Raw genomic sequence first — 24894 nt, forward strand, 5'->3', positions numbered from 1 at the left:
TCATGCTCCCTTGGCGAGCAGAATCCGTCGAGCTTCGTTCAAGCGCATGATCTGGGCCGCAGCGTGCTCGGACTCTCCCCCATGGTCGGGGTGAGCGTCGCGCAACAGCGCCCTGAACCTTCGCTGGACCTCTCGGTGGTTCGCCGGATCGGATTCGAATCCGAACACATCGCAGGCCCACCTCTTAGGGTCGACGATGATCTCACCGAGTTGATCACCTACCCGATCGCCGGTCAGCCATGGGATGAGGCCTGCGACGTTGCCGTGACGCCAGCGGGTCGCCGACGACACCAGCGTCATGATCGAGCGCCGCTGCGAAGGCTCGAACTGCCCGGTGCGGTACACGGCCGCCAGCACCTGTGGGGCAGGTGGACAGTCGGGTTCGAGGCTCAACACGAGCTCACCGTCGCGCACCAACAGGCGATGTTTCGAGCTGGAGAGCCCCACCCGGTCGACCTGGAACCGGTGCCGCAGCTGAGGCTGGGGAATTTTCGCCCCCGAGACCACCTTGGCCATCAACCCCACCAGATCGTCGTGTGTCTCTTCGTCGAGGTCCTTGCTGTAGGCCGCGACTATCCCTGCCAAGAGGAGCCCGCCGTAGCCGGGCGCAGGGTCGATTGGGAGCTTGCCGCCGGTGATCGCGACTCGCCGCGTGGGCGCAACCGGGCGCGAGTGCCAGACTTCGAACTCGGCGACAATCACGAGACCAAACGCTAGCGGCGCCCGGTGAGATCTGTTCGGTGGTTCTTCGCCCCTAATGCTCGGCTGGCGGTGCCGACAGGATCAGGGCATGATCTTCGAACGAGCGGATCCCCTAGCCCCCCGGAGAGCCGATATGAACCCTGCCACACGCGAAGCCCCCGACCGCAACCTGGCGATGGAGCTGGTGCGCACCACCGAAGCGGCCGCACTGGCTGCGGCCCGATGGATGGGCCGCGGAGACAAGATCGGCGCCGACGGTGCGGCCGTCGACGCCATGCGAATCGTGCTGCAGAGCGTGCCGATGGCGGGCCTGGTCGTGATCGGCGAGGGCGAAAAGGACGAGGCTCCGATGCTCTACAACGGTGAGGAGATCGGTGATGGCACCGGCGCCCTCACCGATATCGCCGTCGACCCGATCGACGGCACCACACTCACGGCTCTGGGACGCGGCGGTGCCATCTCGGTGATCGCCGTGGCCCCCCGAGGCACCATGTATTTCCCAGGCCCCTGTGTCTACATGGAAAAGGTGGCTGCTGGACCACAGGCCCGCGACGCCATCGACATCAACAAGACGGCCACCGAGAACGTCGAAGCCGTTGCCGAAGCACTGGGCAAAGACGTTCGCGACGTGGCCGTGGTGATACTCGACCGAGATCGTCACGCCGATCTGATTCGAGAGGTCCGCGAGACCGGCGCGCGCATTCGTCTGATTCCCGACGGCGACGTAGCCGGAGCCATCGCTACCGCCGAACCCAACACCGGAGCAGATCTGCTCATGGGCATTGGAGGCACTCCAGAAGGGGTGATTTCGGCAGCGGCATTGAAGTGCATGGGAGGGGCGATCCAGGGCCGCCTCTGGCCTCGCAACGAGAAGGAAAAGGCTGCGGCCATCGCTGCGGGGTACGACCTCGACGCAGTGCTCGACGACTCCACGCTGGTCGCATCAGACGACGTGTTCTTCGCGGCCACAGGAATAACCGACGGAGATCTGCTCCGTGGTGTCCGGTTCAGCAGCACCGGTGCCACCACCGACTCGCTGGTGATGAGGTCCAAGTCGGGCACGGTCAGGCGCGACATCGCCCAACACAACATCTCGAAGCTTCGCCGCTACGCGTCGGTCGACTTCTGAGGGCCTCGCCCCTACTAGATTCCCCTACATGAGTTCAGCACTAGAAGAGGGTCTCGACCTAGCACTCGACTGGGAGAAGGTTGCCAAGATCGGCAGGGACGGCCACCACGTGATCCCTGTGGTGCTTCAGGACGCCGACAGCCTCGAGGTGTTGTTCGTCGGATACGCCAACCAGGACGCCTTCGAGGCAACGCTCGAGCGCCGCAGCGCGGTGTTGTACTCGACCTCGCGCAACGAGATCTGGCACAAGGGCGCCACGTCGGGCGACACCCTGTCGCTGGTCGACGTGCGCGTCAACTGCGAGCAGAACTCGCTGTTGTACCTGGTTCGCCGCGACGGCGGTGGCGCGTGCCACACCCGCGACGCCAACGGTGACACGCGCCCGGGTTGCTACTACCGCTCTGTGGTCGACGCTGGCCACATGAGCTTCGTCTGATGCCCGACCCTTCGGTGGGCTCGGGCGTTCGGCGCAGCCCCCGGTTCGAGGAAGCCGTCGGCGATGTCGTGTCATCGGCAGTGCCGCACGCCGACCTCGACGCTCTGAAGGCCAGCCTCGACCTCGTGCGCCTGTCGACAAGGTGGGTGCACCACCTGGAACACGTTGTTCACCGGCCCGCAGGCTGGTCGTTCTCGGGTTTTCGCATCATGTTCTGCGTGTGGGCGATGGGCGAGCTCGAGCCCCGTGAGATAGCCCGCCTGTCGGGTCTCACACGCGCCACCATCTCCAGCGCCCTCAACAAGCTCGAGGACGATGGCCTGATCACCCGCAGCCGCGACCACGACGACGGTCGGCTGGTGACCGTGCGGCTGACCGATGATGGTCGCCGCCGACTAGCCGACGCCTACGCCCACCAGAACCAACTAGAGGCCGAGTTCTTCGGCGCACTACCCGACTCGGGCCAGGCATTCAGGGGCGCGGCGGCCAACCTGCTGGCGAGCCCTCTACCCGAGCCTCCCAGAGGCTGAGCAGGAGCACCATCGATGGATCCCCAGGCGTTGTTCTCAAACGATGCGGCGGCCGGCGCACTGAACATCGAGTTCGTCGACGGAGGTTACGGCGAGGTTCGCCTGGCGATGACGGTCACCGAGGCGATGTTGAACATAGTCTCGACTTGCCACGGTGGCGTCTTGTTCACCTTGGCCGATTCGGCAATGCAGATTGCTTCCAACGCCGGCGAGAGCATGGCTTTTGCGAGCACCGCCAATATGCAATACATCGCCCCTGCCCACGCCGGCGACCGGCTGATCGTAACGGTGACGCGCCGCTTGCGGCGGGGAAAGGTGACCCATCACACGGGCGAAGTGGTGGGCCCCAATGGGGTGGTTGCCTTGTTCGACGGCACCACGATAGACGTCGCCAAACGCGACTAGACCGACCCAGCCACGGGCCAGATGCCGTCGCCCGTCACTCGGTGACGGCGTCTACGGCTCCGGCGACCTCGTTGGCCATGCTGGTCGATACCTGGGCTATTTCGCTGCCGAGGTACGCCGAGATCACCGCCGGGTCGCGCTGAACCTCGATCGGCGTTCCCTCAGAGATCTTCTGGCCGAAGTCGAGAACCATGATGCGATCGGCCAGGTCCATGACCAGGCCCATGTCGTGCTCGACGAGAATCATCGCGATGCCGAGCTCGCGCTGGATGTCGAGAATGAACCGAGCCATGTCCTCGGTTTCCTCGAGATTCATGCCGGCCACCGGCTCGTCCAGCAGCAGCAGCTCGGGCTCCATCGCCAGTGCTCGACCGAGCTCGACGCGCTTCTGGAAACCATAGGGCAGCAGGGCTACGGGGTGCTTACGCCACTGCTCGATCTCGAGGAAGTCGATGATGTCCTCGACGCGACGCCGATTCTCCATCTCCTCCTTCTTTGCCTTGCCAAGCCATACAGAGCCGGCCAGCCACGAGCTGTGCATGCGGATGTGGCGACCGGTGAGGAGGTTGTCGATAACCGTCATCTGGGGGAACAGCTCGATGTTCTGGAACGTACGAGCGATGCCCATGTGGGCAACTGCATCTGGGCGCATGCCCATTATCGAGTTGCCGCGCCAGCGGATGTCGCCCTCCTGGGGGCGGTACACCTGCGACAACGTGTTGAAGATCGAAGTCTTGCCTGCACCGTTCGGGCCGATGATGGCGAACAGCTCGCGCTCGTTGACCTTGAACGACACGTCGTTGATGGCGGTAACACCGCCGAATCGCAGCGTGATGTTCTCGACCTCGAGCAGCGGCTGTTGGTTGTTGTCAGACATGGATTCTCCGGTGCTCACGAAGCCCAGCGCTTGCGGCGCTTGTAATGCTTGACGTCCCTGAAGGATTTCTTCTCGCCCTCATCACCGTGAAGGCCGAGGTAGAACTCCTGGACATCTTCGTCGGCCAGGAGCTTCTTGGCGTCGCCGTCCATGACGACCTTGCCGTTCTCCATGATGTAGCCGTAGTTGGCGATGGAGAGGGCCATGATTGCGTTTTGTTCGATCAGCAGGACGCTGGTGCCCTGCTTGTTGATTTCGACGATGACGTCGCGGACCTGTTCGACCAACAGCGGCGCAAGGCCCAGGGAGGGCTCGTCGAGGATCAGCAGCTTGGGTTCGGCCATGAGAGCACGACCGATGGCCAACATCTGCTGCTCGCCGCCCGACAGGTAACCGGCCACCTGAGTGTGACGCTCTTTGAGGCGGGGGAACAGTTCCATTACCCGCTCGTAGTTGGCCGACTCGTTGGCACGGTTGGTATAGGCCCCGGTTGCGAGGTTCTCGTCGACGGTCAGCTCGCCGAAGATGCGGCGGCCTTCCATGACCTGGGAGATACCGGCCTTGACGATGGCGGCGGGGTTCGAGTGGGTTATGTCGACCCCGTTCCAGGTGACATGGCCCTTCGTGGCCTTGCCCTCGTGGACGTCTAGAAGCCCGGTAATGGCCCGAGCGGTGGTGGTCTTGCCTGCACCGTTTGAACCGAGAAGCGCCACGACATGACCGTCGGGCACCTCGATCGACAGGCCGCGCAGAACGAGAATGACCTCGTTGTAGACGACCTCGAGGTTTGCCAGTTGGAGCATTTTGGTGAGAGTGCTTTCGGTGCTTGAACGGACAGGCGGTGCGATAGGGGCCGGGGCGAACGAACGCCCCGGCCCGACTATCGGCTAGTTGGTGCTACGAGGCCGGCTCGATGCAGGGGCCGTCGAAGACATAGCTGCCTGCAACGGATCCCATGTAGTCGATCTCGAGCGGAACGATGCCGGTGCCACCCGGATTATCGGCGGTGACCTGGTTCATCGGGATGACGTTGAACTGGGTCAGGTCGACGTCATAGATCCAGGTCGAGCGAACGACGGCTTCGTTGTAGTCCGGCGGCCACGACTGGTTGGCCGACAGACCCTGGAAGTCGACGGTGAGGCCCGAGTTGGCCAGCTCGACCAGCTTCTCCCTGGTGAGTTCACCTTCGTCGATCGCGGCACGGATGAGCGTTTCGGCCATCATGCCCTCGATCCAACCGGTGGTGTACACGTCGGAGATGTTCAGGTCGGGACGACGAGCGATCATCTCGGCCATCAGGGTCTCCATGCCCGGAACATCAGCGGCCCAAGGTGCCTGGTAGAACGACTGGTAGTAGTACTGGTCGAACTCTTCGGCGAAGTCGCTGGTGAGGTGCACGGGGTAGCTGAACGTCGGGCTGTTGCCGGACCAGTAGGCGTCGAAGCCCTGGCTGACGGCCTGGCCGAAGATGTCGAGCAGCTCGCCTGGGGTGATGGTCGTCCACACCATGGTGGCGCCCGAGCCCACAAGGCTGGCCACAACGCCGGTGCGGTCGTCGCCGGCTACCTGGCCGGTGCCGTCGTACACGATCTCGATGCCCAGTTCGGCAGCGGCGATGGCAGCGCCGGCAGCGCCGTCTTCGCCGTACTCACCCGGACGGCTGAGGATGGCCAGCTTGGCCTCCTTGCCTTCGCTCTCGACCTTGTCCTTCAGCCACTCGACGCCGTTGATCGACTCGATGCAGTAGGTGGCCTGCTTCTCGAGAACGGCAGCGCCGATCTCGGGATCTGGCCACAGCGACGCCCAGCTGAGCGGAATCAGCAGGAGGTTGTCCTCGATTGCCTGCTCGGCAACGGCAGCGGTGATCGGAGAACCGGTGTTCTCGGTGATCATCAAGACGCCGTCGGCGCCTTCCTGAGCCATCTCCTCGTAGTTCTGGATGCCCTTGTCGGTGGCGTAGCCCGAGTCGATCACAACGGTCTCGACGGTGAAGCCCTTGTAACCGCCGTTCTCGTTGAAGACCTCCCAGTAGACCTCCTGGCCTTCGACGATCTCGGAGACGAGAGCGGCGAAGGGGCCCGAGAGGTCGGCGTTGAGGCCGACGCGGATGACGTTGCCATCGACGCCATCGCCGGTGACTACCTCCATGGCGTCGCCGCCATCGTCGGACGAGCCGCCGTCGTCGCTGGAGCCGCCGTCGTCGCTGGAGCCGCCGTCGTCGGACGAGCCACCATCGGCTGTTGTATCGGTGCCGCCGTCATCGCTGCTGTCATCGCTGTCACCGCAAGCTGCGGCGATCATCGAGAACGCGAGCAACATGGCAAGCAGCCATCGCATTCTTCGCATTTGTACCCTCCTGAGGTGTGGTGGTCGTGGCGGCACCAGGATGGCGCCAGCACGCTTGTTGTCTCGGGCCTGGCTAGGCCCGAGTCGATCTGTACGCGACCTTACAGCCGGTGTCCGGTCTGCTGGTCGTCAGTAGCTGAATGGCCAGGTCTTCCAGTAGTTGCGAACCTTCAGCCAAATGCCATAGAGGCCTAGCGGTTCGAAGATCATGAACACGATTATCAAGACGCCGTAGATGACGAAGTTCCACCAGAACACGCTCATCGGCCAACCGGGTGCAGCGGCACCTGTGGCGATAGCACCGAAATCTCCGCTTCCCGAGGTCAACAGCAGGTTGGCGATCCAGCTTGCCGGCCCGCTTCCGTCGAGCTGGTCGATGAGCCACTCGGTGAAGGTCTCGACGATGTCGGGGATCAGCTCTACGAACACGGTTCCCAGCAGGGTGCCCGCCATCGTGCCGGCACCACCGATCAGCAGAATTGCGATGAAGTCGACCGACAAGAACAACGAGTAGTCGACTGGCGACGAGCGTCCGTTGTACGACGCCCACAGCGCTCCGCCGATGCCGGCGTATGCCGAGCTGATGGCGAAGGCGATTCGCTTGTACTTGAACTCGGGGACGCCCATGACCTCGGCAGCGATGTCACGGTCTCGGATGGCCTGCAGCGCCCGGCCCGTTCGCGAGCGGATCAGGTTCTTGGACAGCAGGGCGAAGAACACCAGCAACCCCATCAGCAAGAACAGCTGTTTTTGCTCTTCGCTGAGGTGTATCAGGCCAAACCACTTGCCGTCGTCGGTGAAGGCGATGAGCGGGTCTTCTTCCTTCCACAGCTTGAAGTCGAGGGTGGGCCACTTGCGGCCAGACTCGAAGTCGCCTGCGTACTCGGGGAACATGCGCCCCAGGTGCAGGCCGATGAACACCAGGCCGACAGTGGCGATGGCCAGGTATAGGCCTCGCACCTTGACCGCGGCGGGGGCAACGATGAGGCCGACCAAGGCCGCCCCGATACCTGCCGCCGGCAGCCAGATCCAGATGGGCAGGTTGAGGCCACACTGGCCTGCCTTTTCGAGCAGGCCGAGCTCGTCGTGCCAAGGCACGCATGCCTTGATGCCGTCGCCGTCGCCGCCCAAGGCCACCGCCGTGTAGGCGCCCGTGCCCATGAAGAAGGCGTGCCCAAGCGACACCTGGCCGGCGACACCCACGAGGATGTTGAAGCCCAGGGCGGCAATGGCCAGGGGCATCATGTTGCTGATGGGGTCGATCCAGCGGTTGCCCAGGAAGAAGGCGGGCACGTTGTCGAAGAATGCGAAGCCGAGCGTGGCCAGAACACAGCCGACAGCCAAAAAGCTGACAGCCCCCCGCTGGAACCAGGTTGGGAAGATCGCAGCGTCCTGCTCGTAGGTCGTACGAAGGAGTGGTCGTCTCAGCATTGGATCAGACCCTCCGAATCTCAGGCGTTCCGAACAGGCCGAATGGCCTGACGATCAGGACGATCATCATGACGATGTAGGGCACGATGGTCGAGTAACCGGGGCCAAGGGTGCTTCCGTAGTCGGCCAGGTACTGGCCGGCGAACACCTCGGCCGCAGCGATCATCAAGCCGCCATAGACGGCGCCGATGACCGAGTCGAGGCCGCCCAACACGATCACGGGCAACACTCGGAACGCCAGGATGGGGTGAACCTCCTGGCTGACGCTGCCACCTGGCGGGAACGGTGCCATGCCGTAGACGATGCCGCCCAAGGCGGCCAAGGCCACACCGAGCGCCCATGCGATGGCAAATACGCGCCCCACGTCGATGCCCTGGGCCATGGCGGCCTCTTGGTCGAACGCAACGGCCCTCATCGCCACGCCGAGACGCGACCGGTAGAACAGCACCACAGCCACGCCGGCAACCGCCGCGAAGATCATCGCTGCGACGTAGGACTTCGGCACGATTGCGCCCGCTACCTCCCACGATTCTGCACCCCACGGCACGTTCAACGAGCGGCCGGTCAGGGCGGTGGCGTCGAGGTTGAATGGCCTGATGGCCAGCTCGACGCCCAGGGTGATGACCGCCATGGCGAATAGGGGTTGTCCGACCATGGGCCTGATGGCGATGCGTTCGACCACCAGGCCGATCAGCGCAGCGATGAGCAGGGCCAAGCCGACGTTCAGCAGCCATTGCGGAATGCCGGGGGTGACACCCTCGTCAGGTGCCAGCGGATTCGACAGCGGCAAGAACGGCAGGCCGCCATCTGCGACCAGGATGGTGAGCACCATCGCACCGGTCATCGATAGGGCGCCGGCGGCGAAGTTGAGCACCTGCGTGCCCTTGAAGATGATGACGAAGCCAAGTCCCATGATCATGTAGACGCAGCCGAGGGCGACCGCCTTGACCAGCGTCTGTAGGAACGTGGCCCCGGTGCCCGCCTGGGCGAGCATGCCGAGGGTGCTCATTTATACATTTCCTCCACGAGGTCGCCGAACATCTCCATCATCGAGCTGCGCTTTATCTTCTGGGTCGCCGTCAGCTCGCCGTCTTCGTGATCGAGCTCCTTGGGCAGGAGCTTGAACTTGCGTACGTTCTCGACCCGGGCGAACTTCTCGTTCGTCTCGTCCACGACCTTTTGGATCAGCTCGATGACCTCGGGCTTCTCGGACAGGTCGCGGTAGGTCGTGTAGGGGATGCTCTGACGCAGGGCCCAGTTGCCCACGGTCTCGAGCTCTATTCCGATGAGTGCAGACAGGTACTTGCGCCCGTCGCCGATGACCATCGCCTCCTTGACGTAGGGCGAGGTCTTCAGGCTGTTCTCGATCTCGGATGGCGAGATGTTCTTGCCGCCCGACGTGATGATGATGTGCTTGATGCGGTCGATGATGCGCACGTGGGTACCGTCGACCCACTCGCCGACATCTCCGGTCATGAGCCAGCCGTCGTCGGTCATGGTCTCGGCCGTCTTGTCGGGCTTGTTCCAGTAACCGGCGAACACACCATCGTGTTTGCACTGGATCTCGCCGGTCTCGGGGTCGAGGCGCAGCTCGGTGCCGGGGTAGGGCTCACCGACGGTGCCCAGCTTGAGACGACCCGGGAAGTTGCAGGTGGCCACGGCCGAGTTCTCGGTCATGCCGTAGAGCTCGAAGACAGGCACGCCGATGCCCATGAAGAACTCGAGCACCTCTGGGGCGATTGGTGCCGCGCCGGTTCCGGCGTGACGCACATACCTGAGGCCGATTCGCTCGCGCATCGAGCGGAACACCAGTACGAAGCCGATGGCAGCCAGGATGCGGCTACCAAACGTGTGCTCGCCGCCGTTTTGCACCTTGGTGCGGCCCACCTTCTTGGCAAGGGCGTTGCCGAAGTTGAGCCACAGTCGCTTGAAGCGGCTGGCGTCTGCACCCTTGATGAGCGCCGTAGCGTGGAGGCGCTCCCAGATGCGGGGCACGGCGAAGAACAGCGTGGGCTGCACCTCGCGCAGGTTCAGCGCCACCGTGTCGATGGACTCTGCGAAGTTGAGGCAAGGGCCGTTGCCGACCATCGTCCAGGTCGAGAACACCCGCTCTGCCACGTGACACAGCGGCAGGTAGGTGACGATCAGATCCTTTTGATTGGGCGGGGTGCCATCGGGCATCCGGCCCTCGATGTTGATGATCTTCTCGATTGCGAACGCGGCGTTCTTGTTGGTGAGCATCGCACCCTTGGGAGGCCCGGTGGTGCCCGACGTGTAGACCAGCGTCATGATGTCGTCGTCGGTGGCCTCGGCCATGCGGGTGTCGACCGCGCCCGGGTTGGCCGCCCTGTGCTCGCGACCCATCTCGAGGAACGAGTCCCAGAACACGAGGCGCGGGTCGTCGTAGTCGCCGAAACCGCGCGGCTCGGTGAAGATGATCTTGCGGATGCACGAGGCGGTCTCGGCATCGACACTGAGCACCTTGTCGGCCTGCTCCTGGTCTTCGGCGAAGAACACGCAAGGCGTGCAGTCGCCGACCAGGTAGTCGACCTCTGCGGTGGGGTTCGTGGGATACAGACCGACGGTGACTCCGCGCACTGCCACCGTAGCCAGGTCGAGGATGACCCACTCGGGACGATCCTCGGAGTGGATCGCCACGCGATCGCCAGGCTCTACACCCAGGGCCAGCAGGCCGTGGGCAGCGGTCTCGATGAGGTCCCAGGTGCGCTCCCAGGTGTACTCCCGCCAGATGCCGAAGTCCTTTTCGCGCATGGCCACCGCTTCGGGTGTGCGAGTGGCCCAACCTTTCGCCATCGATGCGACCGTGCGGGCGCCAGTTCCGGTGCGTCCGGACTGCTCTTCGACGAGCGTCACATTTCCCCCTGTAGATGGTCGGTGGCTTCAGTTACCGACGTGGCGTCGGTCACACTGTTTGAGCGGGCCGTACCGTAGCCCACCTGACCGAGATCATCAATCCCCAAATGATCCCGGTGTAACGGTCAGTGAGCGTCGACGATCTCGCCCGCAGCAATCAGTCGTGTTTCGGCACGCTCGAGCGCAACCGCGGCCACCGAATCGTGTTCGTCGATGGCAAGGATGGCCTTGGCTCCGTCGCGCGCTGCACGGGCCCGCTCGACGTCGATGTCACCAGCGAGTTCGGCGATGTCGGACAGAACCGACACCGTGTTGTTGCTGACCTCGATGAAACCACCGTGCACGGCAGCCCTGATCGGCTCTGGGTTGTCGGTCGACCAGATCTGGACCACACCGATGGCCAAGGCACCGAGGAACGGAGCGTGGCCGTCCAGGAAGGCTATGTCCCCATCGAGGGTTCGGGTGAGCACCTGGGTTGCTTCACCAGACCACAACACCTGCTCTGGCGAGACGAGTTCTACGTTCATCGATTCTCTTCTCCGGACCCCCGAGGGGGACGTCAGGCGTTCTTCTGCAGTTCGGCGGCCTTGGCCATGGCAGACTCGGCGCCGCCGACCATGTAGAAGGCCTGCTCGGGCAGGTGGTCGAGCTCGCCGCTGACCAGAGCCTCGAACGACTCGATCGTCTCGTCGACCGGCGTGAAGATGCCGGCCTGGCCGGTGAACACCTCGGCCACGAACATCGGCTGCGACAAGAAGCGCTGCACCTTGCGGGCACGGTCGACGGTGATGCGGTCCTCTTCTGAGAGTTCGTCGAGGCCGAGAATGGCGATGATGTCCTGCAGCTCCTTGTAGCGCTGGAGAATCTCCTGCACACGGCGGGCTACGCGATAGTGACGGTCGCCGACGACGTCGGGCTGCAGGATCGTCGAGGTCGACGACAGCGGGTCGACGGCCGGATAGATACCAAGGGCCGCAATGTCACGGCTGAGCTCGGTAGTTCCGTCGAAGTGGGTGAACGAGGTGAACGGTGCCGGGTCGGTGTAGTCGTCAGCGGGGACGTACACGGCCTGCAGCGAGGTGATCGACTTGCCGCGGGTCGAGGTGATGCGCTCCTGCAGGTCGCCCATCTCGTCGGCCAGTGTGGGCTGATAACCCACGGCCGATGGCATACGGCCGAGCAGGGTCGACACCTCGGAACCCGCCTGTACGAACCGGAAGATGTTGTCGATGAACAGCAGCACGTCCTGGCCCTGAACATCGCGGAAGTACTCGGCCATGGTGACGCCGGCCAGTGCAACACGCAGGCGCACGCCAGGGGGCTCGTCCATCTGACCGAACACAAGGGCGGCCTTGGACAACACGGTCGCGGCGTCTTCGCCGGCACCCATCTTGGCCTCGCCCATCTCGATGAACAGGTCGGTGCCCTCACGGGTGCGTTCGCCCACGCCGGCGAACACCGACACACCACCGTGGTTGGTGGCCACGCGGGTGATCATCTCCTGGATCAGAACGGTCTTGCCCACGCCGGCACCACCGAACAGACCGATTTTGCCGCCCTCCTTGTAAGGGGTGAGCAGGTCGATGACCTTGATACCGGTCTCGAACATCTTGGCCGAGGGCTCGAGGGCGTCGAACAGAGGTGCCGGGCGGTGAATCGGCCACCGCTCCTTGACCTGCACCGACTCGACCGGAACGTCGAGAGGCTCGCCGATTACGTTCCACACGTGGCCCAGGGTTGCATCACCGACCGGAACCATGATGCCGGCGCCGGTGTTGGTGACCGGAGTGCCTCGGGTCAAACCGTCGGTCGGCTTGAGTGCGATCGCTCGGATGCGGCTGTGACCGATCTGCTGGGCCACCTCGGCCATGATCGTCGTCGACTCGCCGTCGACCACGACCTCGAACGAGCGCGGTGTTGATCTCGGGCAGCGCATGTTGTGGGAACTCGACGTCGATCACCGGACCGGCGATCGAGACGACCTTGCCCTGCTTGAGCGTGGGTGCTTCGTCGGTGACAGTCATGTCTGTGGTGTGCTCCTGGTTGGAGGGACGACCGGAGTCGTTTCCTGGCGTGGTCTGTTGGTTGTTGCGATCTGCAAGGCCCTGAGGCCTAGTTCTTGGGGTGCGACCCAGCGAGCTTGAAGCGCGCAGCCTCGGCCCGTTCGGGGGTGTCGAACCAAACCTCGGCAAGGGTCGCTCGGTAGCTGCGGCTATAGGGCCGGTGATACAGCATCGAGTCTGCGTTGCCCTTGATGGTGAAGCCATCGGGGGCCGAGTTGTCAGGAAGCGGTGCGTGCGAACCCGGACCGTATGGGCCGTCCTGCGACGCAGGCTCGGGGGCGGCGGCGAAATCGATGTCGATATCGGGCTTCGGTGCTGGCGGCGCGGGTTGTGGAGCCGGCTGAACAGGGCCAGAACCGCCGGCAGCAGACGCCATGAGCGAGTGGGCAGCCGAGGTCGGGGCGCCGCCGACGGCTGCTCCTACCAACAGCAGCTCCTTGACCTTGTCGGCGTCGGCACCGCCGCCTAGCGCTTCGGCACCGCCGACGATCTCCATGATCTCGGTGGTGATGGCGTCTTGGCGGGCCCGGCTGAGAGCACGCTGAAGCTTGATGAGCAACTCTTCCGCGTTGTCGGTGGCGGCCTTCATCGCTCGCTGCCGGTTGGCATGCTCGGACGCGCTGGCATCGAGCAGGGCCGAGAACAAGCGCGACTCGACATATCGAGGCAGCAGGGCTTCGAGCACGCCTTCTGGCGAAGGCTCGAAGCTGTAGCTGGCCCTGGCGGCCGCATCACCTTCAGAGGCAACCACGCTGAGGCCTTCGAGCGGAAGGAACTGTCGCAGCACGGCCCGCTGGGTACCGATCGAGACGAACTCCTGGTAGGCGAGGATCACCTGGTCGACGCCGCCCTCGTTGAAGGCCTCGGCAACACGGTCGGCGACCGCCTTGGCATCGTCGTAGGTCGGCGAGTCGGTCATTCCTTCGAAGAAGGCATCGATGCGATAGTTGCGGAACCGGAAGTAGTCGCGCGCCTTCTTGCCGATGAGAATGAGGCTGTAGTCCTTGCCCTCTGTCTGGGCAGCCATGACCTCACGCTCGGCCGCCCTGATGACCGACGAGTTGTACGGCCCGGCCAAACCCCGGTCTGAGGTGATGACGACGATGCCGACCTTGTTGATCTGCTCGGCCTGTCGCATCAGGGGATGATTGGCACCGGCACCACCGGCGGCCAGGTCCTCGATTGCAGAGGTCATGCGGGCGGCGTAGGGACGCGCCGCATTTGCACGCTGCATCGCCTTGACGACGCGCGTGGCTGCGATGAGCTCCATCGCCCTCGTGATCTTCTTCGTCGACTGGATCGAGCTGATCCGCCTACGAAGGATTCGTTCCTGTCCGCCAGCCATGGCTTAGAACTGCCCCTCAGTCTTCTTCGGGTCGGGTGATGTCACGCTCTGGGATCGTGATGTCGGAGTCGACGATGTTGCTCGAAGCATCGGGCTGCGCTTCGGGATCGACGGTGATGCCCGCCGAGGCCGCACTTCCCTGGAAGTTAGAAGCGAACTCCGAGACGATGTTCTCGAGGTCATCGAGGTCGACGTTGCCGGTTTCGCGAATGCTGGAGAGCAGGCCGTTATGGCGGCTCCGGAAGTGATCCAGCAACGCTGTCTCGAATGCACCAACGTCTGGCACGGCGATCTTGTCGAGGTGACCGCGAGTGCCCGCATAGATGCTGACGACCTGCTCTTCCATCGGCACCGGCGAGTTGATGCCCTGCTTGAGCAGCTCGGTGAGGCGGTAGCCACGGTCGAGCTGGGCCTGGGACACGGCGTCGAGGTCGGAACCGAAGGCGGCGAATGCCTCGAGCTCACGGAACTGCTGAAGGTCGGACTTGAGCGTGCCCACAGCCGACTTCATGGCCTTGGTCTGGGCGGCCGAACCAACTCGGGAAACCGAGATGCCGACGTCGATGGCGGGGCGAACACCCGACTTGAACAGGTCGTCCTGCAAGAAGATCTGACCGTCGGTGATCGAGATGACGTTCGTGGGAATGAACGCCGACACATCGCCGGCCTTGGTCTCGATTACAGGGAGGGCCGTGAGGCTGCCTGCACCCAGTTCGTCGCTGAGCTTGGCCGCACGTTCGAGCAGGCGGCTGTGGAGGTAGAAGACGTCGCCCGGGTATGCCTCGCGCCCTGGCGGACGGCGCAGCAGCAGCGACATCTGACGATAGGCCTCGGCCTGCTTGGAGAGGTCGTCGTAGACCACCAAGGCGTGGTCGCCGGTGTCCATCCAGTGCTGACCCATGGCGCACCCGGCGTACGGGGCCAGGTACTTGAACGGTGCAGCATCGGAGGCCGCGGCCACCACCACGACGGTATATTCCATGGCGCCGAGCTCTTCGAGGGTGGCGACCGTCTGGGCAACCGAGGAAGCCTTTTGACCGATGGCCACATAGATGCACTTCATGCCCGAACCCTTCTGGTTCAGGATGGCGTCGGTGGCGATGGCGGTCTTGCCGGTCTTGCGGTCGCCGATGATGAGCTCGCGCTGGCCTCGGCCGATGGGGATCAGCGAGTCGATGGCCTTGATGCCGGTCTGCATGGGCTCGTGCACCGGCTTGCGGCCCATGATGCCCGGCGCCTGGATCTCCATACGGCGCTCGACGACGTTCTGCAGCGGGCCCTTACCGTCGATGGGCTCGCCCAGGGCGTTGACAACGCGCCCGATGAGGCCGTCGCCGACGGGAACCGAGAGGATTCGACCGGTCGCCTTGACCGATTGGCCTTCCTCGATCTTTTCGATCGCTCCGAGCACCACGGCGCCGATCGAGTCCTCGTCGAGGTTCAGCGCCAAGCCGACGTCGCCACTCTGGAACTCGAGAAGCTCGTTGACCGCAGCGTTGGGGAGGCCAGAGACGCGTGCGATGCCGTCACCGACCTCGATGATGCGCCCGATGGTGCCCGACTCGATGTCGGCGTCGAAGCCCTCGAGGTTCGTACGGATGGCGTCGGTGATGGATGCGATATCGAAGTTGAGGTCAGTCATTGTCTCAGACCCGTTCCTTGAGCTTCTCGAGACGGGTCTTCACAGACCCGTCGATGACGGTGTCGCCGACCTGGGCGACGAGGCCACCCAGAACGGTCGGATCGATGATGACCTTGACATCGACCGGATTGCCCGTGGCCCGACCCAGAGCATCGGACAGGCGGTCGATTTGGTCTTGGGAAAGAGGAATGGCGCTGCGAACCTCGGCGACGCGTTGTCCGCGAGCCTCGGCTGCCATCGAGGTGACCCGATTGGCGATCTCGGCGATGTCGCCAACTCGCTCGGCGCTGACCAGCATCGCCACCAGGCTGGTGGTGACCGGATGCGCACTCTTCAGCAGGTCGTCGACGATACCCAGGCGCCGCCCCGACGGAAGGTTGCGGTCGCTAAGGGTTTCTCGCAGTTCGTCGCTGGACTCGACAGCGCGCGCGAACCGGTAGAACTCGTCGGCGATGCTGTCGAGGATGCCCTCTGACGATGCCACGGCGGTAACCGCTGCGGCGTAGCCGTCGATCTTGTCACTCATCGATACGTGTGTTCCTCGTTGATTGCGGCCCTCGGGCCGCTAGTGGTGAGCCGACCTCGGCCGGCGTGACCCTGTCAGTTCTGGGCGCCGACCCGGTCGATGAAGTTGTTGACCAGCTGAGCCTGGGCGTCGGCGTCGAGCGACTGCTCGACGATGCGTTCTGCAGCACCAACCGCAAGTGCGGTGACCTGCGAGCGCATCTCGCTCATGGCACGGGCCTTGGCAGCCTCGATGTCGGCATCGGCCTGGGCGCGCATGGCGGCGATTTCACCGTCGATGGCGCCGATGCGCTCGGAGCGGACAGCCTCGGCCTCGGCGCGGGCTTCTTCGAGGATCCTCGATGCCTCGGCCTTGGCCTCGGCGATCTTGGCGTCGTACTCGGCGCGCAGAGCCTCGGCCTCGGCCTTGGCGTTTTCTGCCGCGTCGAGATCGCCCTGGATCTTCGCAGAACGGTCGTCCATGGCCTTGCGCATGGCCGGATAGGCCAGCTTGGCCAACAGCACCAAGAGCAAGAAGAAGGAGATGCTGCCCCAGATGATCTCGTTTGTCACCGGGAGGATCGGGTTGTTAGGCCCCTCCGCGGCGATTAGTTGGATGTTCATCGGCTAAGTCTCCTGGATCAGGCGAACTTCAGAAGGATGAACACGACGAAACCGATGAGGGCGAGCGCCTCGGTGAAAGCGATACCGAGGAACATCGTGGTCCGCACCATGCCGGCGGCCTCGGGCTGGCGGGCCATGGCCTGGACCGACTGGCCGACGAGGTAGCCGATGCCGATGCCGGGGCCGATGGCAGCGAGGCCATAAGCGAAACCGGCCGACACAGCCTCGCCGAAAGCGATCTGGTCCTCACCAGCGATCTGCGCAAGCAGTTCCATTGGGTTTTCTTCCTTGTTGATTGCGACCCTCTCGGGCCGGCTTTGGAGTGACCCGAGGGGTCACTATTGGGTCGAACAGTTGTAAATCAGTGATCCGCGTGCAGCGACGAGCCGATGTAGACGGCCGCCAGGATCGTGAAGATGTATGCCTGAAGGAACGAGACCATGAGCTCGAACCCGGTGAGCAACACCAGCATGATGAACGGCAGCGGCAAGAACACCGCAAACCACTCGGTGGTCCAGAGCGATTCGCACAGAACCACGAAGGTGACGAGCAGGATGTGCCCGGCGAGCATGTTGGCGAAGAGTCGCACGGCCAACGAGAAGGGGCGGACCAGGAAGGTCGAGACGAACTCGATCAGAGCCACGAGCGGCAAGAGCGCACCCGGCACGCCGGGCGGTATGACCGCGTTCTTGAAGTAGGCCGGGCCCTGGTGCTTGATGCCGGTTCCGATGAAGGCAACCCACACCACGAGGGCAAGAAGTGCCGGGAAGGCCATGCGTGCGTTGCCGGGCATCTGCCAACCGGGGATGATCTCGAACAGGTTCGTGATCAGAACGAAGCTGAAGATCGACAACAGGAACGGGTTCCAGCCCCTGCCCTCTTCGCCCATCGTCTGATCGATGATGCCGTTGTCGATGAAGTCGATGCCCGCCTCGGCGATGGTCTGCACGCCGGATGGCACCATGCGGGTCTTGGCCTTGCTGGCCGCGATGAAGTAGATCGCCAGGGTGGTCGCCGTGGCGATGAGCGCCGACAGGCCGATCTTGTTAAGTGCATGCCAATCGCCCGAGCCGGTCGTGTCGCCCCAGAATCCGGGCCACTCGACTAGATGTTCGATTGTTGGGAACTCGAGACCGAAGATCACCTTCGTCTACCTCTGGTTCTTTGAGTTGTCGGTTGAAGGCTTGAGACCGGGAAAGGCAAGCGACGCAGAAACGTAGCGCGTTTCCCAGACCAAAAGCCCGAGATGGGTGACGATGACCGTCAGGCCGAGCGGAACCAGCTCGACCCACGATGCGTCTTTCACCAACCAGATGGCCAGCGAAATCAGTCCCAGGCGTATCAGGAAGCCGAACAGGGCGGCCCCCATCAACATGCCGAGGGAGATGCGGGCGCTCCAGGCCAACAGGCCCGCAGCGAGAAGAAAGTTGAGCAAGATGAGCGCGACGCCGTAGCCGGCGGACAAAGCGCCGTTGACGCCCCAGATGCCGAGGGTGAGCAGGAGCAGTACGGGCACCACGGGCAGCGCACGCTTGACCATGTCGAGCGCAATCTGCTGCTCGGGTGCGGGGCCCTCGAGCCGAGTCGTCATCAGATCGCTCATCGTGCCTCTTCTGGCTCGGTCGCCCCCGAGGGGTCGACGGTGGGAAGCGCGGTGTCGAGCGTTACGCCGGTTGGCAGCCGGGCGTCATCGAAGACCTTCGCCTTGACCGGAGCTTGCGAAGGGGCCTGAGCGTCAGAGCCGCTCGAACGCTTGGCGATGAGTTCTTGTTCGAGCTGCGACATCTTGTAGTCGTAGCGATACCACCAAAGGACGAGCTCGCCGAACACTGCCAGGACCATCAGTGCGATCGTGAACACCGGAACGATGCCCAACAGCCGATCGATGAGGTAGCCGAATCCGGCGAACACAGCGGGCGTCACCGCGAGCTCGAAGGCGCGCGAAAGCGAGTCGCCGAATCCGTTGTTGAGTTCGCGCTTGGCGGCCAGGTCCATCAGGTGATCAGAATCGTTTTGAGCGGTTCGATTGCTCGGTGTCTTGGCGCTCGGTGTCTTGGCATGAATCATGCCGCGAGGAACCCTAACCGACCGTTGGGGTCGTGGTCGAGAGGCCGCGCGGCATGTAATGACCGGTGACTGACCGGAGCTTGTGAATACATGCACAAGCTATTCGACGGCCGATGTTCGGCGCAACCTTCAGATGCGCGAAACCTGCAGTTTTCAGGTGGCGGTTCGCCGGATGCCACCGTGGAACATCGTGTACAGCAGCAGACCCAGCGCTCCGACTGCGAACGGAACGACCCCGTCACCATCGCCGGTGATCGTCGGATACAGGACGACCCCCGACAGCAGCGCTGTCCAACCCCACAAGATGAGCACCGAGCGGCGATGTCCATGACCCAACGCCATGAGCCGGTGGTGCAGGTGGTTCTTGTCTGCCTGGCTCATCGGAACGCGTTGGCGGGCCCGGCGGATCGCGGCCCAGGCCGTGTCGAACAACGGCACACCCAGCACGACGAAGGGGATGATCATCGGAGCAAAGAAGAAGTAGACCTGGCCCGAGAACTGATCGACGACTCGGCCTCCGGTGGTCATGGTGGACGCCGCCATCAACAGACCCAACAGCAGCGCACCGCTGTCGCCCATGAAGATGTGGGCGGGGTGGAAGTTGTGTGGCAGGAACCCAAGGCAACAGCCGAACGCAACCAGCGCGATGAGCGGGCCCACGTTGGCCGAATTGATCAGCCCTGCATCGAGCAACTCCTGGTTGTAGAGGTAGAACGCCCCGGCCGCGATGGCGACGATGCCGGCGGCGAGCCCATCGAGGCCGTCGATGACGTTGATGGCGTTGGCCATCAACACCACCCAAAAGACGGTGATCAACGGGACGATGTCAGGCGACAGACCCCACAAACCCCCGAAGGGAACACGCACGAAGAAGAGGGTGACGCCCAGCAGGTACAGCGTGCTTGCCGCCAGCACCTGCCCGGCGAGCTTGGCCGGTGCCGACACGGGCCGCAGGTCGTCCAGCGCACCTACGAAGAAGATCACGGCGGCGCCCGCAACCACACCGAGGGGCTCGGAGGTTCTGCTGAACACCTCCGAGAACGTGTCGAGGCGAGAGGCAACCGCAAACGCCATGAGGAACGAGGCGAACATCGCCGCGCCGCCCAGGGTGGCCGTAGGCACCTCGTGCACCCGGCGAGCGTCGGGCTGGACAACGGCACCGACCTTGAACGAGATGCGCCGAACGATGGGGGTCAGCACCGCAGTGCCACCAACGGCCGTGCCGAGCACGATCAACGTGTCGCTCAGTTCACTCAAGCCCGGTGCCTCCTGCCGTCGAACAAAGAGGCTAGGGCGTGTCGAGCGTGCAAGCTGAACAGCTCACATCGAGTGCACCCGGGCAGCCAACCCGAGATCGGACAGTTGATCGGCAATCTCTTGGGCATAGATCGGATTCATCGCTATCACGTGGCTCGGCGCCAGCTCGACCAGACTGTCGGGGCCGATCACCGGATGGCCGCCACCGGGTACGAAGCGCCCCCACTTGTGCGGGTTGAGGTCGACGGCCGCCACTACGGCGTCGGCTCCATCGACCGCGTTGAGGAACTGGACGCCCTTCGAACCGGCGCCCCAGATCACCGTGGGACCGTCGGAGACGAGTTCGCTCAGACGATCAGACCACTCTGAAATACGCGCTGCGGCGTCAGAGCCGAAGGACCGGGCTCGCTCCAGATCGGCTGTCGGGTCGACGACCTCTGTGGACACCGAGCCGGGCACCGCTTCGATCGAGAGAAACTGGCCTCCGAAGTCGGTGCGGGTTTCGAGAACCTCGAAGCCACACGAGCGGTGGAGTTGAGCCAGGCTGGTGGCCGAGAAGTAAGACACGTGTTCGTAGATCAGGTCCCAGATCGCCACCTGTTCGACCATGTGCGTGGCGTCTGGAACCTCGTGATACACGACGGCCTCGGGCAAGTCTTCGAGCGATCGGCGTACGGTCGAAACGAGCGTCCGCGGATCGGTGAGGTGTTCGAGGACATGCTGCGAACACACGAGCTTGGCCGCATGATCGAGAGTCTCGGGGTAAGGCTCGGCCACGACGGTCACCAACGGGTGGCTCTGGTAGCGCTGAGGGTCGTGGGACGGGTCGTAGCCGAATCCACGGTTGGCGCCCTTCTCGCAGAGCAGGTTCAAGAACAGGCCACCACCTGCGCCGATCTCGACGATGTCGGCGTCCCGAATCCCGTAGGTCGAGATGAGGCGGTCTGCCAGACCCTCGACAAAGTCCCGGAACACCGCCGAATGGTGAAGGCTGTTCTCGTAGGCGGGCGAGTAGTCGACGATCTGGTCGTCGAAGGCCGCGTTGTACAACAGCGAACAGTCAGGGCATACGACCAGGTCGATGTCGCCCAGCGCCGCAGCCTCGGCATCCTGGCGACTGGTGAACAAGACGTTGCAGAAGACCGGAACGCCGCGCATCTGGAATACGGATTCGCGCCTGGTTCCTTCGCAGGCTGGACAACGGTTGATCATCTGGCACGTCCTGAGTCGTCGGCTGCGATTCTCGTCGGCCGTCGCAGACCGTGTTCAAGTCTGCGACGGCCGACTCGCTAGGCCAGACCGACCACGAGCCCAATGGTCGGGTCGGCGCCGAAGAACTCGGCATCACCGAAGCTGAATACACCACCATCGGCAGCCACAAGCCAATAGCCGTTACCCGTCGGGGTGGCTACGACGCCAACGATCGGTTGATCGAGCTGGGTACCGGGTGGCAGCACGCCGGGGATCGAACCATAGAACTCGGCGTCACCGAAGGCGAAGATGCCACCGTCGGCAGCGACCAGCCAATAGCCGTTACCCGACGGGGTGACCGCCATCGCAACGACGTCTGCTGCGAGCTGAGAGTAAGGCACGACCTCGGGCACCGAGCCGAGGAACGGCGCGTCGGGACCGAAGGTGAACACACCGCCATCGAGCGCCACGAACCAGTAGCCCTTGCCGGTCGCGTGGTTGGCCATGCTGACGATCGGCTGGTCGAGGGCGATATTGCCCGTACTGCCGTAGAACTCCGCGTCGCCGAAGGCGAATACGCCGCCATCTTCACCGAGCAGGTAAACGCCCTGACCTGTCGATGTGGCAGCCATGTCGACGATGGGAAACGCGGGGGTGATGTTCAGCACGTCGAGTCCGCCCACATCAGGCGACGACCCGAACTCGGTGATGGCACCGTTTTGCTGGGCGAGCCAGTAGCCGGTTCGGGTGCGGTTGGCGGCAATTGCCGACACGGGTGAACCCAGCTGGACGCCGGACAGATCGCCGAGATTCTCGAGGTCGCCGAAAGCGACCACCCGACCCTGCCCATTGGCCAGCCAGTATCCGTCGCCCCCGACCTGCACGGTGACCTGGTCGAACCGTACCTCTTGGCCATCGTCGGCCGTGAGGACGAGGACATAGGTGCCGGGAACCGAGAAGGTGGCGGTGGTCGAGGCTGCGCCGGCGTTGGCGAAGTTCACGGTGCCTGGGCCAGAGGCCTTGCTCCAGGCGATGTCGAGGCTGCCAGTTGCACCATCATCGGTGACCGAGCCGCCAAGCGTGGCGGTCGCCCCCGGATCGATCGACGCGTCTGCACCGGCAGAGACGGTGGGTGCCGCATTGACAGTGAAGTTTGCCGTGAGCACGTTGCTGGGATCCTTGTCGGCCTGGTAGGCGATGAACTTCATCGTCGAGGCAACAGGGACCGAAGAGGTGTAAACCGGCGACAGCGGTGTGGGAGTCGATCCGTCGGTGGTGTAGTGAACCACCACTCCCGCAGGAAGGTCGACAGCGACAGTGGTGCTCTGGCCGACCACCCCACCAGACGGCGACACACTGGGGGTGGCCGCACGGCTGCTGCCCGATGGGTCGCGCGGGGTGATCACAACCGGACCGAACGTCGCATCGGTCTCGTGTGCAACCAACGCCAGAGAACCACTGTTGGGATCGTCGCCGTCGGCGGTGTAGGTCAACCAAGAGCCAGGCTCGCTGGTGCCACTGGTCCAGATCTTGAGGCTGTATGTGTTGCCCTCGACCTTGGCCCGCAGGTTGTACGTCGATCCTGGGGCGAAGTCGAGCGCAGATCCGGCGGGCTGGGCGATGGCTTGACCGGTGTCGGCCTCGAGGATCTGGATCTCATCGGGATCGGGTGCATCAGGGTCGGCGAGCCACATGAGGGCGCCGAAGGGCGTCGGGTCGGCGCTGGCGTCAGGATAGAAGCCGACCGCGGGACGGCTGCCGCTCAACAGCGAGTCGTTGTGTCCGTTCCAGCGCACGAACACCCCTACCCCAGCGCCGTTCGATGGCTGATCATCGCGGTCGGCCGTGACGGAGTTGACCGTGAAGGTCGTCGACACTTCGTAGCTGGTCCACGAGGTGTCCCCGATGGCGATGATGCGGTCGTAGCCGGGCGCCACCGACCGCAGACCCGAACCCTGGATCTCCCAATCTCCATCGACCGGCGAAACCGAAGAGCCAAGATCGTCCACCTTGGACCAATCGATACCGACCGCCGGAACGACCTCGCCGTCGACCTTGATGACGGTCGCGGTCCTCGACGTTTCGTTACCGAACTCGTCGCGTGCGGTCACCTCGATCGTGTTCTCTCCGAGCGTGAGGCTCGACAACAGAACGTCGACGTTGAAATCGCCGACGGCATCGAGTCGGCGGGGTGCGCCGGAAGGAGAAGGACCGATGTTCACGGCGGTGCTCGCTCCGCCGTTCAATTTGTAGGTGATGCTGGTTATCTGGTTGGCGTCGGCGACGTTTCCGATCAGGTTGAACCAGCGTTGTGCGTCACCTCGAGCTCCGACGGTTTGTTCGTCGCCGTAGAAGAACTCGATGCTGGGGCTGCCGTCGTCGCTTTGGGTAGATGCCTGGCTGCCGTCGGAGTCAGTGCGGCCGTTGAAGTCGGTCGAGGTGATCGTGAGGTTGTAGGTGGTCGCCGGGGCGAGGCCGGTGAGCATGACCTCGTGATTGAGGCCGTAGGTGCCGGTGTCGGTTTCGGCGGTCACAGCCGTGCCGCCGTTGACCCGCAGCTTCGAGATCGTTGGCTCGTTGGTGGTCCAGGTGACCTTCATCGAAGACGAGGTCGCTTCGATCGTGGGCGTCGAGTTGACGGGGTTCTGGGAATCGGCGCCAGACCCCAGTGCGGCACCAGGAATCGGCAAGGGGCCGAAGTAATCGACGAACGCGACGTGACCCGGAACGGGCTGGCCCGCAGAGGTGTAGGAGCTACCCGAGAACACGGCGGCACGCCCGAGGTCCATCGGACGGTTGAAGGTTCCGTGGTCGGCCCAGGCGCCCGGATTGGCGACGTCTGAGGTGAACAGGGTCCAGTTACCCGAGGTGTTGTCATACGCCACCCGAACGAACTTGGCGTGGTTCGCGTTCGGGACAACGGTGTCGATGAGGGGAGTCGTCGACGCCGACGGCTCGGCGGCGAACGCGTGCACGGCGGTACCGTCGAAGTACACGTCGAATCGAATGAACGTGCTGTTCGCGGCGTCAGAAACCAGGATGCCCTGGATCTGATAGGCCTCGTTCGGAACGGTTGCGAACGCGGCTACCACGTCGAGGTCGTCGTCGGTGATCTCCTGGTAGATCGTCGCCGTGCGATTACCCGAAACCCACGGGCTGTAGGGCGTGAAGCCGGCCGGAACCAGCAGCGCAGCCTGGGCACCCGTATGGGAAACGGAGGCCCCTGAGGCCACCGAGTTCTTCCAGAGGCTGGTGTTTATCGACGACCCGTTGAAGTCGTCGGCCGACACGGGCGCCGCGCTGGCCTGGGTGGCTGGTATCACTACCAGGCTGGTGGCCAGCACCACTACCGTGAGCAGGCGGGCGAGGATACGCTTGGGGGTTCTCAAGTCGGGTTCCAATTTCTTCGACGGCGTGCCCTCGATGCGGGCAAGACCCGTTTTCTATCAGGACTCGAGATGGTCGGGACAG

24 protein-coding genes and 1 pseudogene are annotated in these 24894 nt (G+C 63.8%); 4 read left to right on the forward strand and 21 right to left on the reverse strand.

From position 1 onward, the window contains the following. The gene (locus tag R2770_15885; GenBank protein MEZ5281940.1) at positions 1 to 702 is read right to left on the reverse strand and encodes a hypothetical protein; all 702 of its coding nucleotides are present in this window, start codon (positions 700 to 702) and stop codon (positions 1 to 3) included. Positions 703 to 835: 133 nt separating this feature from the next. Between R2770_15885 and glpX the strand changes: the two genes are divergently transcribed. From glpX to R2770_15905, 4 genes are read left to right on the forward strand one after another with little or no spacing between them, the layout of a single operon-like run. Beyond that, a complete protein-coding gene (glpX, locus tag R2770_15890; GenBank protein ID MEZ5281941.1) occupies positions 836 to 1831 on the forward strand; it encodes a class II fructose-bisphosphatase in 996 nt (331 codons plus the stop codon). Between the two features lie 28 nt (positions 1832 to 1859). Then, positions 1860 to 2267: a phosphoribosyl-AMP cyclohydrolase gene (locus R2770_15895; protein MEZ5281942.1), complete on the forward strand. Its 408-nt coding sequence runs from the start codon at positions 1860 to 1862 to the stop codon at positions 2265 to 2267. Continuing rightward, complete coding sequence (locus tag R2770_15900) at positions 2267 to 2797, forward strand: MarR family transcriptional regulator (GenBank protein MEZ5281943.1); 531 nt, start codon at positions 2267 to 2269, stop codon at positions 2795 to 2797. The genes R2770_15895 and R2770_15900 overlap by 1 nt, the downstream gene beginning before the upstream one ends. A 15-nt stretch (positions 2798 to 2812) precedes the next feature. After that, positions 2813 to 3202, forward strand: coding sequence for a hotdog fold thioesterase (locus tag R2770_15905; protein MEZ5281944.1), 390 nt, complete (start codon positions 2813 to 2815; stop codon positions 3200 to 3202). A 34-nt stretch (positions 3203 to 3236) separates the two neighbouring features. On the opposite strand, the gene R2770_15910 is transcribed toward R2770_15905, so the two are convergent. The 20 genes and pseudogenes from R2770_15910 to R2770_16005 form a co-directional block, all read right to left on the reverse strand. Further along, positions 3237 to 4079 carry an ABC transporter ATP-binding protein gene (locus R2770_15910; GenBank protein ID MEZ5281945.1) on the reverse strand — a complete coding sequence of 281 codons (843 nt, stop codon included), beginning with the start codon at positions 4077 to 4079 and terminating at the stop codon, positions 3237 to 3239. 14 nt (positions 4080 to 4093) lie between these two features. Then, positions 4094 to 4882: an ABC transporter ATP-binding protein gene (locus R2770_15915; protein ID MEZ5281946.1), complete on the reverse strand. Its 789-nt coding sequence runs from the start codon at positions 4880 to 4882 to the stop codon at positions 4094 to 4096. A 94-nt stretch (positions 4883 to 4976) separates the two neighbouring features. Continuing rightward, the gene (locus R2770_15920) at positions 4977 to 6416 is read right to left on the reverse strand and encodes an ABC transporter substrate-binding protein (protein MEZ5281947.1); all 1440 of its coding nucleotides are present in this window, start codon (positions 6414 to 6416) and stop codon (positions 4977 to 4979) included. Positions 6417 to 6554: 138 nt separating this feature from the next. Then, a complete protein-coding gene (locus R2770_15925; GenBank protein MEZ5281948.1) occupies positions 6555 to 7856 on the reverse strand; it encodes a branched-chain amino acid ABC transporter permease in 1302 nt (433 codons plus the stop codon). Positions 7857 to 7860: 4 nt separating this feature from the next. Next, positions 7861 to 8865, reverse strand: coding sequence for a branched-chain amino acid ABC transporter permease (locus tag R2770_15930; GenBank protein MEZ5281949.1), 1005 nt, complete (start codon positions 8863 to 8865; stop codon positions 7861 to 7863). Then, the gene (locus R2770_15935) at positions 8862 to 10730 is read right to left on the reverse strand and encodes an AMP-binding protein (GenBank protein ID MEZ5281950.1); all 1869 of its coding nucleotides are present in this window, start codon (positions 10728 to 10730) and stop codon (positions 8862 to 8864) included. Before R2770_15935 ends, R2770_15930 begins: the two co-directional genes overlap by 4 nt. 125 nt (positions 10731 to 10855) lie before the next feature. Next, complete coding sequence (locus R2770_15940; protein MEZ5281951.1) at positions 10856 to 11257, reverse strand: F0F1 ATP synthase subunit epsilon; 402 nt, start codon at positions 11255 to 11257, stop codon at positions 10856 to 10858. Between the two features lie 32 nt (positions 11258 to 11289). Then, positions 11290 to 12666: a F0F1 ATP synthase subunit beta gene (atpD, locus tag R2770_15945; GenBank protein ID MEZ5281952.1), complete on the reverse strand. Its 1377-nt coding sequence runs from the start codon at positions 12664 to 12666 to the stop codon at positions 11290 to 11292. A gap of 4 nt (positions 12667 to 12670) precedes the next feature. Further along, positions 12671 to 12754, reverse strand: a pseudogene (locus tag R2770_15950) (hypothetical protein). Between the two features lie 88 nt (positions 12755 to 12842). Further along, complete coding sequence (locus R2770_15955) at positions 12843 to 14138, reverse strand: F0F1 ATP synthase subunit gamma (protein ID MEZ5281953.1); 1296 nt, start codon at positions 14136 to 14138, stop codon at positions 12843 to 12845. Between the two features lie 16 nt (positions 14139 to 14154). After that, positions 14155 to 15780: a F0F1 ATP synthase subunit alpha gene (gene atpA / locus R2770_15960; GenBank protein MEZ5281954.1), complete on the reverse strand. Its 1626-nt coding sequence runs from the start codon at positions 15778 to 15780 to the stop codon at positions 14155 to 14157. A gap of 4 nt (positions 15781 to 15784) precedes the next feature. Then, entirely contained in the window at positions 15785 to 16306 is a 522-nt protein-coding gene (gene atpH, locus R2770_15965) for an ATP synthase F1 subunit delta (protein ID MEZ5281955.1), read from the reverse strand. A 74-nt stretch (positions 16307 to 16380) separates the two neighbouring features. Next, positions 16381 to 16908 (reverse strand): F0F1 ATP synthase subunit B, encoded by a 528-nt coding sequence (gene atpF, locus R2770_15970; protein MEZ5281956.1) that lies wholly within the window; start codon positions 16906 to 16908, stop codon positions 16381 to 16383. 17 nt (positions 16909 to 16925) lie between these two features. Continuing rightward, entirely contained in the window at positions 16926 to 17183 is a 258-nt protein-coding gene (gene atpE / locus R2770_15975) for an ATP synthase F0 subunit C (GenBank protein MEZ5281957.1), read from the reverse strand. Between the two features lie 86 nt (positions 17184 to 17269). Next, the gene (gene atpB / locus R2770_15980; GenBank protein ID MEZ5281958.1) at positions 17270 to 18052 is read right to left on the reverse strand and encodes a F0F1 ATP synthase subunit A; all 783 of its coding nucleotides are present in this window, start codon (positions 18050 to 18052) and stop codon (positions 17270 to 17272) included. A 6-nt stretch (positions 18053 to 18058) separates the two neighbouring features. Beyond that, positions 18059 to 18511: an ATP synthase subunit I gene (locus R2770_15985; GenBank protein MEZ5281959.1), complete on the reverse strand. Its 453-nt coding sequence runs from the start codon at positions 18509 to 18511 to the stop codon at positions 18059 to 18061. Continuing rightward, entirely contained in the window at positions 18508 to 18903 is a 396-nt protein-coding gene (locus tag R2770_15990) for an AtpZ/AtpI family protein (protein MEZ5281960.1), read from the reverse strand. The genes R2770_15985 and R2770_15990 overlap by 4 nt, the downstream gene beginning before the upstream one ends. A gap of 225 nt (positions 18904 to 19128) precedes the next feature. Continuing rightward, entirely contained in the window at positions 19129 to 20232 is a 1104-nt protein-coding gene (locus R2770_15995) for an MraY family glycosyltransferase (GenBank protein ID MEZ5281961.1), read from the reverse strand. 63 nt (positions 20233 to 20295) lie between these two features. Further along, positions 20296 to 21444: a methyltransferase domain-containing protein gene (locus R2770_16000; protein ID MEZ5281962.1), complete on the reverse strand. Its 1149-nt coding sequence runs from the start codon at positions 21442 to 21444 to the stop codon at positions 20296 to 20298. A gap of 77 nt (positions 21445 to 21521) precedes the next feature. Beyond that, positions 21522 to 24812 carry an FN3 associated domain-containing protein gene (locus R2770_16005; protein MEZ5281963.1) on the reverse strand — a complete coding sequence of 1097 codons (3291 nt, stop codon included), beginning with the start codon at positions 24810 to 24812 and terminating at the stop codon, positions 21522 to 21524. Positions 24813 to 24894 lie beyond the last annotated feature (82 nt).

Source organism: Acidimicrobiales bacterium (assembly GCA_041394185.1).
Lineage (GTDB): Bacteria > Actinomycetota > Acidimicrobiia > Acidimicrobiales > Poriferisodalaceae > JAAETH01.